The sequence below is a fragment of the Frankia sp. CeCAU1 genome, from assembly GCF_977971845.1.
In genome coordinates this window covers 7,935-10,765 of sequence record NZ_CDWWXA010000164.1, presented here as the reverse complement: position 1 = coordinate 10,765, position 2,831 = coordinate 7,935, and the positions used below count along the sequence as shown (strand labels likewise).

The 2,831-nt window shown below is 67.4% G+C and carries 2 protein-coding genes; one reads left to right on the top strand and one right to left on the bottom strand.

Going from position 1 to position 2,831, the window contains the following annotated elements:
* The first annotated feature begins 290 nt into the window (after positions 1–290).
* Positions 291–1,493, top strand: coding sequence for a cation:proton antiporter (locus AC08OO_RS20630; RefSeq protein ID WP_476610330.1), 1,203 nt, complete (start codon positions 291–293; stop codon positions 1,491–1,493).
* A gap of 352 nt (positions 1,494–1,845) precedes the next feature.
* Here the strand turns inward: AC08OO_RS20630 and AC08OO_RS20625 are convergent, their stop codons facing one another.
* Entirely contained in the window at positions 1,846–2,595 is a 750-nt protein-coding gene (locus AC08OO_RS20625; RefSeq protein ID WP_476610329.1) for a PIG-L deacetylase family protein, read from the bottom strand.
* Positions 2,596–2,831: the final 236 nt, after the last annotated feature.

The following is a 2,831-nucleotide window of genomic DNA, read 5'->3' as shown; positions in this document are numbered from 1 at the left end:
CGGCTGCGCGAGCTTCATTGCACTAGCTTCATTGCACGAACTTTATTGTGCGGCGACTACTCTGGGCGATGGCAAGTAGGAGGAGAACTCCTCTTTCCGCCGTCCAACATCACGGGGAGGTAGAGCTCGATGCAGGGCCTTCGGTCACTGCTCAGAGGTCGATACGCCCTTATCCCGTCACTCCACACGCAGGGCACGGATGCGTATCCGCATCCCGGCAGCCCGGCGGTCACCGGGGTGCCAGCGGGGAGACCGGTACAGCCGTTCCACCATTGGAACCCGACCGGGCCATGAGATCGCTCCAGAGGGCACAGTCCTTCGGCCAGCTGGCATCCCTGGTCAGCCTGATCGGGGTGGGTGTCGCGCTCAGCGCGCTGTTTCAGCTGTTCCACCTGCCGAATATCTCGAAGGTGCACGGCTGTCGGATGGCCATCGCGGTGCTGCTGGCGGTCGGCCTGTACGGCGCCACGCTGGGGATCGCCCGCGCGGCCTGGGCGGACATCCGCCGGATCGTGCTCGTCGTCACCGTGGGCGTCGCCCTCAAGGCCCTGCTGATCGGTGGCGCCCTGGCCCTCGCGCTCGGCGACCCGCTGTACCTTCTTCTTGGCGTGGTGGTCGCCCAGATCGATCCCCTGTCGGTAGCCACGCTCACCTCGGGTTCGCGAATGTCCGAACGCGGTCAGGATCTCCTGCGCAGCTGGGCTGCCTTCGACGATCCCGTGACGGTACTCCTTACTGTGTCCCTGGTCACAGCGGTCGGTTCGACGTTCGTCAAGGACCAGCCCGCGATGACGCCGGATCTCGGCGGACCGTCGGGAGCCAGCGGTTTCTTCGTCGGCTTGGCGCTCAACCTCGGCCTCGTCACCCTCACCGCCCTGCTGTGGCGGTGCGCCAAGAGACACGCGACCAGCGCCCTGGCATTGACAACGGGTCTGATCATGGTGGCAGCAGGGTTCTTTCTCATGCTGGCGGTAGCAATCGGTGGGCTGATCCTCCGTCCCGATGCCAAGCTCTTCCCCGAGCGCGGGGACGACTTCTTCCCCCATCTCGTGGAGAGGACCGTACGGGTCGCGTTCTATGGTGCGGCGGTCGCGCTCGGCCTGCTTCTCTCCGACGGAATCGCCTTTGTCCACGGGGCCGCTCTGGGAGCCGCAGCCTTCGCCGCACAGGGTCTCGTCGGCTACCTTCTGACCCACCGCATGTCCCGACGTGACCGGGTTTATCTGGCCGCTTCCCAACAGAACGGCATCACGAGTATCGTGCTGTCCCTGGCCTTGGAGCCGGCGATTCCCGGGGTCGCCGCCGTCGTCGCTCCGGCGATCGTCACCATCAACCTGCTGCACTGGCTGATCAATCGCTGGATCGGCACCAGGCCGAGCCTCTTCGGAATCACCGCCGCGGACGACGCGGCCTTCGACGACCGCGGTCTTCGACGACCGCAGCCTGCCGCTGCGGGAGATGTCCCCGCGGGGCAGCGACCTGCTGGCTGTTGAGTAAGTGATGCGATGTGTGAGTGAACTTGAAGCAGTGGGCGCAGCGTGCGGGTGCCCACTACGTCACCGCCTACCGCTGGTTTCGGGAAGGGAAGCTGCCCGTAGCGGCGCGCCCGGTCGGGCGGCTGATCCTGGTCGAGCCGTCCGCCGTCGAACGCCCCGCGGGAGCCGCCGCGGTGTACGCGCGGGTCTCCCCCGCCGGCCGGCGTCCCGGCCCTGACCGTCCGGTTGCCCGTGTCACCGTATGGGCAACCGGACGTGAGCTCGAAGACCTGCTCCGGCTGTGGGGCCGCCATCCGGCAACAGGTGGCTGCGAGCAAGGCGCCTACTCATGCTTCATGACCCGCAACGGTCAGACGAAGACCGTCTCGGCTGGGCGCAGGAGCCGCGCCAAGGCCTCGGCCGGAAGCACCGCAGCATCGGCCGGATGGGTTGAAAGCGGAGCAATCTGGGTGCGGTAGCAGTCGACCGCTCGCTGCTTGGCCCGATGCACGTCGACGGGAAGATGCACCCGTCGCGCCCTGGCCCAGGGAACTCGCGGGTCGTCCGGCACCGCCCAGTGCCAGGTCCAGATGGGGTACTCGAGCAGCCGGGTGCCCGCCCGCGCGGCGGCGATCTCCGCAGCCCGACCCGTCGCCTCATGATCTGGATGACGATCCCCGGCATACGTCGCGAACAGCCACCCGTCGGCGGTGAGCAACGGTTCCAGCTGGTCGGCCAACAACTCCTCGTGCCCGGCGACCCGCCCGTCGCGCAGGCCGACCCGATGCACCGGTACCTGGGCCAGGCCGAGTTCGGCGAGAGCGGAATGCTGTTCCGCCACCCGTCGCCGCGCAAGCTCGGCCGGCGACAGCGTCGGAGATCCGGGATGGGATGCATCACCATCAGTCACCGCAACAACGGTGAGCGACACACTCAACATAGACAGGATGGTCATCAGACCACCGATGCCCAGCACCTCATCGTCCGGGTGGGGAGCCACGATCACCGCGTTCGTGGGCGGAACGGTCAGGTCCAGCTCCGCCCACCCCGGATCCCATCCCTGCCAGACCGATTCGGGGGTCCCGCTGTCGTCGGCGAAGGGCCGACGCTCGTCCGCCACGCGTTCCTCCTGCATCGTTCTTCCATACGGCATGCGGCGCGGCACCGCACGGACATCGGTGCGGTCATCGGCAACGCCACACGCACGGGGCGGCATAGCGCCCCCACGACGCCGGCAGGCACCATCACAGTCCCATCTTCCGGGCATAGGCCTATCTTCCAGACAAAGCCCCACTATCTCGGGTGCGCCCACGCCGCAAGCAGGGTGGGCGCACCCGAGATAGTGGGGCTTTGTCT